Source organism: Streptomyces prasinopilosus (assembly GCF_001419695.1).
Taxonomy (GTDB): Bacteria; Actinomycetota; Actinomycetes; order Streptomycetales; family Streptomycetaceae; genus Streptomyces; species Streptomyces prasinopilosus.
In genome coordinates this window covers 1-5,590 of the sequence record NZ_LIRG01000643.1, presented here as the reverse complement: position 1 = coordinate 5,590, position 5,590 = coordinate 1, and the positions used below count along the sequence as shown (strand labels likewise).

Here is a 5,590-nt window from a genome sequence, read left to right as displayed (position 1 = left end):
CGCTCCGCCCGACCGTCCCGTCCGCCCCGACCCACCGCCCGACCGTCCCGCCCGATCCGCTCGGCCCACATCCCCCAATGAGGTTGCCCGGTCCATGAACTCCCGTCAGCGCCGCGGCGTGATACTCCTGCTCCTGTCGGTCCTGTGCGCCCTCGCCGCGTTCGCCGGCGTGCTCTCCGTCATCAACGACGTGGAGTCCAAGGTCGGCCCCGAGGTCACCGCGTACCGGCTGAAATCCAATGTGGCGCCCTACACGCCGCTCAGCACGGGCCAGTTCGAGAAGATCGAGATGCCCGAGCGCTGGCTGTCGGAGAACGCGGTCACCGACCTCCGCGACATCCGGGGCAAGATCGCCGTCACCACGCTGCGCGAGGGCTCCCTGCTGCAGAACGACATGATCGTGGACCAGCCGGCCCTGAAACCGGGGCAGCAGGAGGTCGCCATCATGATCGACGCGGCCACCGGCGTCGCCGGAAAGATCACGCCGGGCTCCTCGGTCAACGTCTACGCCACCTTCGAGGGAGAACGCGAGGGGGCCCCCGCCCAGTCGAAGATCATCGTGACCAACGCCAAGGTCCTCGACGTCGGCCGGATCACCGCCCTCGAACCCGACGAGAACGACCGCGGCCGGCAGCCCACGGACGCCGTCCCCATCACCTTCGCGCTGTCCGCCATCGACGCCCAGCGCATCACCTACGCCGAGTCCTTCGCCCAGCGGGTCAGGCTCGCCCTCGTCGCCCCCGGCGGCGACACCACGGTCCCCGAGCAGGACCGTACGTACGAACTCGCGAAGGACAAGTGAGAGGCCCGCATGCCCACGAGGATCCTCCCGGCAGTCGGTGACGCGGACGCCGTCCGGTCCATCACCACCCTGCTCAGCCAGCTCCCGGACGCCGAGCCGATGGCCCCGGTGGTCGACTCCACCCAGCTCGTCGACACCCTCGCGCGCCTGGCCGCCGAGTCGATCGACGAACTGCCCGAGGTCGTGGTCGTGCACGAGCGGATCGGCCCGGTCCCCGCGCTGGAACTGATCCGCGAAGTGGCCCTGCGCTTCCCCGCCGCCGGCGTCGTCCTCGTCACCTCCGACGCGAGCCCCGGCCTCTTCCAGGCCGCCATGGACTACGGCGCCCGGGGCCTGGTCGCCCTGCCGCTCGGCTACGAGGAACTCGCCAGCCGCGTCCACGCCGTCGCCCAGTGGTCGACCGGCATGCGCCGCCACCTCGGTGCCGGCGGCGACACGTTCACCGGCGCCGGCGGCACGGTCGTCACCGTCAGCGGCGCCAAGGGCGGCGCGGGCGCCACCCTCACCGCCGTCCACCTCGCCCTCGCCGCCCAGGCGTCCGGCCGCAGCACCGTCCTGGTCGACCTGGACCTCCAGACCGGGGACGTCGCCTCCTACCTGGACGTCCAGTTCCGGCGGTCCGTCGTGGACCTCGCGGCCATCACCGACATCTCCCCGCGCGTCCTGGCCGACGCCGTCTTCCGCCACGACACCGGCCTCACCCTGCTCCTCGCCCCCGCCGAAGGCGAACGCGGCGAGGACGTCACCGACCGGGCCGCCCGCCACATCATCGCCGCCCTGCGCTCCCGCTACGAGGTCGTGGTCGTCGACACCGGCGCCCAGCTCGTCGGGGCCGGCGCGGCCGCCGTCGAGACCGCCGACACCGCCCTGCTGGTCACCACCCCGGACGTGGTCTCCGTCCGGGGCGCCAAACGGACGGTGCGGATGTGGGACCGGCTCCAGATCCGCAAGGCGGAGGAGACCACGGTCGTCGTCAACCGCCACACCCGGAGTACGGAGATCCAGCCGCCGCTCATCCGGAAGATCACCGGCACCGCGGTCGCGGCCACCGTGATCCCCGCCCACTTCAAGGAACTCCAGCAGGTCGTGGACGCGGGCCGGGTCCACGAACTGGAGAACAAGAGCACGGTGAAGCAGGCCCTGTGGACCCTGGCCGGGGAGATCGGCCTGATCGAGCCCACCGGGGGCGCCCACAGGGCCGGCCGGCTGCGGGCGGACCGGCTGCGCGGCGACCGCGGAGCGGTGGGCATCCGACGGCGCAAGGACGGAGGGGGATGAGGTGAAGGAGGAGGCGCACACCCGCCCGGACCGGGGCCTCGACCCGGACCGGAACCGGGGCCGCGACCGGGGCCAGGTCACCGTCGAGTTCCTCGGCATGATCCCGACGATCCTCGTGACGCTCGTGGTGCTGTGGCAACTCGTGCTGCTGGGATACACGTTCACCCTCGCGGGGAATGCTGCGGACGAGGCGGTGCGGGCGGCCACCGCCGCGGACCCGGGCGCGCGTGACGGCGCCTGCCGGGCGGCGGGACTGGACAAGCTGCCCGGCGCCTGGGAGGGAGCGGCGACGGTGGACTGCGGGACCGGGGGCGGCTTCGTCACCGCCGACGTGAAGCTGCGCGTCCCCGTCCTCTTCCCCGGCACCGTCGACCTCCCCTTCGAGGTGAAGGGCCGGGCGGGCGCGGTGGAGGAGGAGGTGGGGGACTGACATGGCACACGACGACGGGCGGCACGGACTCCGGCGGCGCCGGGCCCACGGGTGGTGCCGGAACCGAGGGTGGCGCCGGGACCGCGGGCAGGTGGCGATCGAGTACCTGGGCTTCCTGCCGGTCCTCATCATCGTCGCCCTGGCCGGCGTACAGCTCGGCCTCATCGCGTACACCGCGCAGCAGGCCGGCACCGCGGCCCGCGCGGGGGCCCGCAGTGCCTCGCTCGACGAAGCGGCCGGGCCGGCCTGCACCGTCGCGGTCAGCGGCTGGCTGGCCGGCCGCACCGCCTGCGGGGCGGCGGGGGGCGGCGACGAGGTCACCGTCACGGCCACGATCACCATCCCGTCGATCGTGCCGGGCTGGGACTTCGGTCAGGCCCGGAAGACCGCCACGATGCCCATGGACCACTGACCACCGACACCGACCGCCGTCCCCGACCCCTGCCCCCGACCGCGGGCAACCGGCCGGGACACCAGGCACCAGGCACCACGACCCAGGCACCGCGAACCAGGAACGAGGAGCACCGGACCCATGAGTCTGCGGGCACGCATCAACTCCCCCGAGGACAAGGGCGGACGGGGCGAGGACGGCCATCTGGTCGCCTCCTACCGCGCCAAGCTCCTCGAGGAGATCGACCTCGCGGAGATGGGTTCGCTGGCCGCCGCCGAGCGCCGGGCCAGACTGGAGCGGGTGCTCGGGCACATCATCAGCCGCGAGGGCCCGGTCCTGTCCACCGTGGAGCGCTCGCAGCTGATCCGCAGGGTCGTCGACGAGGCACTCGGCCTCGGCATCCTGGAACCGCTCCTCGAGGACCCCTCCGTCACGGAGATCATGGTCAACGGCCCCGACGCGATCTTCGTGGAGCGCGGCGGACGGGTCGAGCAGCTGCCGATGCGCTTCGCCTCCCACGACCAGCTGATGCAGACCATCGAGCGCATCGTCTCGACGGTCAACCGCCGCGTGGACGAGTCGAACCCGATGGTGGACGCGCGCCTGCCGTCCGGCGAACGCGTCAACGTCATCATCCCGCCGCTGTCCCTGACCGGCGCCACCCTCACCATCCGCCGCTTCCCGCGCTCCTTCACCCTCCACGAGCTGATCGGCCTCGGCTCGCTCGACGAGCACATGCTGTACCTGCTGGCGGGCCTGGTGCGGGCCCGCTTCAACGTGATCGTGTCGGGCGCGACCGGCACCGGGAAGACGACCCTCCTCAACGCCCTCTCCGGCCTGATCCCCGAGGGCGAACGCATCATCACCATCGAGGACTCCGCCGAACTCCAGCTCCAGCAGCCGCACGTGATCCGGCTGGAGGCGCGCCCGCCGAACGTCGAGGGCAAGGGCCGCATCACCATCCGCGACCTGGTGCGCAACTCGCTGCGCATGCGCCCCGACCGGATCGTCGTCGGCGAGGTCCGCGGCGGCGAGTCCCTGGACATGCTCCAGGCGATGTCCACGGGCCACGACGGCTCGCTCGCCACCGTCCACGCCAACAGCGCCGAGGACGCGCTGATGCGGCTCCAGACCCTCGCCTCCATGTCGGAGGTGGAGGTCCCCTTCGTCGCGCTGCACGACCAGATCAACAGCGCCGTCGACGTCCTCGTCCAGCTCACCCGCTTCGCGGACGGCGCCCGCCGCATCACCGAGATCGCCCTGCTGGAGAGCCACGGGAGCGAGCCGTACCGGCTGGCCACGGTGTCCCGGTTCAACGCGCAGCCGATGACCCCCGACGGCCGCATCCACGGCGCGTACGAGCACCACCCGATCCCGCGCCGGACCGCCGAACGCCTCTACATGGCGAGCCAGCCCGTCCCGCAGGTCTTCGGCATCGCCCGCTCCCTCGACCAGCTCACCACCCGAGAAACCAGGTAGGACCGCCGCCATGGAGCTGCAGAACCTGATCACGCTGACCACCGGCGTCGCCCTGCTGACCTGCGTCCTCGCGGTGGCCGGCGTGCACCTGTACGCCGCGGGCAGGGCGCAGCGGCAGGCGCTGGTGGACCGGCTGGCGTACACCGGCCGGGTCACGGTCAACGGGCGCCGGCGCCACTTCCCCACCCTGGACCGCAGACTGCGCCGCACGGGATTCGGCAGGAAACTGGAGCTGCGCCTGACGGCGACCGGCCTCGACCTCACCCCCGGCGAGTTCTTCGCCTGCACGACCGCCCTGAGCCTGGGCCTCCTCCTCGTCGGCCAGGCCGTCCTGGCCCCGTTCTTCGGCCCGCTGGCCGGGCTGCTCGGCATCTGGGCGGCGTTCCAGTTCCTCGACTGGCAACGCCGCAAACGCATCGAGAAGTTCATCAACCAGCTCCCCGAACTCGCCCGCATCCTCGCCAACGCCACCCAGGCCGGCCTCGCCCTGCGGACGGCGATCGGCATGGCGGCCGAGGAACTGGAGGCACCGGCCGGCGAGGAACTGGCCAAGGTGGACAACCAGCTGGCCCTCGGCGCCTCGATGGACGACGCCCTGGGAGAACTCGCGCAGCGGCTCCCCTCCCGCGAACTCGTCGTCCTCGTCACCACCCTGGTGCTGTCGAACCGGGCCGGCGGCCAGGTGGTCGGCGCCCTGCGGAACCTCACCGACACCCTGGAGGAACGCAAGGAGACCCGGCGCGAGGTCCGCACCCAGCTCTCCCAGGTGAGCATGACGTCGTACGCCGTCCCCGTCCTGGGGGTCGGCTCGTTGTTCCTGATGAACGGGGTGAAGGACGGGGCCCTGGAACGCATGACCGGCTCCCCGGCCGGCCAGGGCGCGGTGATCGTCGCCTTCGGCCTGTACGCGATCGGCTTCGTCCTGATCCGCCGCCTGTCCCGCATCGACGTCTGAGCGGCCGGACCGTGGAAGAAGGGAAAGTCGGACCGCGGAAGGCGGAGGGAAACGTGGAAGGCAGAGGAGGGAGGGACTGACATGGGACTTCTGCTGGCGCTGGTCATGGCCGTCGCCGTGTGGGGCGTCTTCGCCGGGGTGCGCATGTACCGCGCCGACGCGAAACTCCCCGCCGACCTGGTCCTCGCCCTGGAGGTCGGCGCCACCCGCACCGGCGCGGTGGACTCGCTCGTCGACCGCATGGGCATGCGCTAC

The 5,590-nt window shown here is 72.2% G+C and carries 7 protein-coding genes; all 7 read left to right on the top strand.

Annotation, left to right across the window (positions count from 1 at the left end; genetic code table 11):
* The first annotated feature begins 94 nt into the window (after positions 1-94).
* Positions 95-802, top strand: coding sequence for a Flp pilus assembly protein CpaB (gene cpaB, locus AOK18_RS23855; RefSeq protein WP_055695669.1), 708 nt, complete (start codon positions 95-97; stop codon positions 800-802).
* Between the two features lie 9 nt (positions 803-811).
* The gene (locus AOK18_RS23850; protein ID WP_055574028.1) at positions 812-2,080 is read left to right on the top strand and encodes a CpaE/TadZ family protein; all 1,269 of its coding nucleotides are present in this window, start codon (positions 812-814) and stop codon (positions 2,078-2,080) included.
* Positions 2,081-2,177: 97 nt separating this feature from the next.
* Positions 2,178-2,510 (top strand): pilus assembly protein, encoded by a 333-nt coding sequence (locus tag AOK18_RS23845; protein ID WP_240503293.1) that lies wholly within the window; start codon positions 2,178-2,180, stop codon positions 2,508-2,510.
* Between the two features lies 1 nt (position 2,511).
* Positions 2,512-2,922 carry a TadE/TadG family type IV pilus assembly protein gene (locus AOK18_RS23840; protein WP_055695668.1) on the top strand — a complete coding sequence of 137 codons (411 nt, stop codon included), beginning with the start codon at positions 2,512-2,514 and terminating at the stop codon, positions 2,920-2,922.
* 120 nt (positions 2,923-3,042) lie between these two features.
* The gene (locus AOK18_RS23835) at positions 3,043-4,380 is read left to right on the top strand and encodes a TadA family conjugal transfer-associated ATPase (protein ID WP_055695667.1); all 1,338 of its coding nucleotides are present in this window, start codon (positions 3,043-3,045) and stop codon (positions 4,378-4,380) included.
* A 10-nt stretch (positions 4,381-4,390) separates the two neighbouring features.
* Positions 4,391-5,335 (top strand): type II secretion system F family protein, encoded by a 945-nt coding sequence (locus tag AOK18_RS23830; protein WP_055574032.1) that lies wholly within the window; start codon positions 4,391-4,393, stop codon positions 5,333-5,335.
* Positions 5,336-5,416: 81 nt separating this feature from the next.
* Positions 5,417-5,590 (top strand): DUF5936 domain-containing protein (locus tag AOK18_RS34620; protein ID WP_240503292.1); only part of this gene is annotated, 174 nt, incomplete at its 3' end.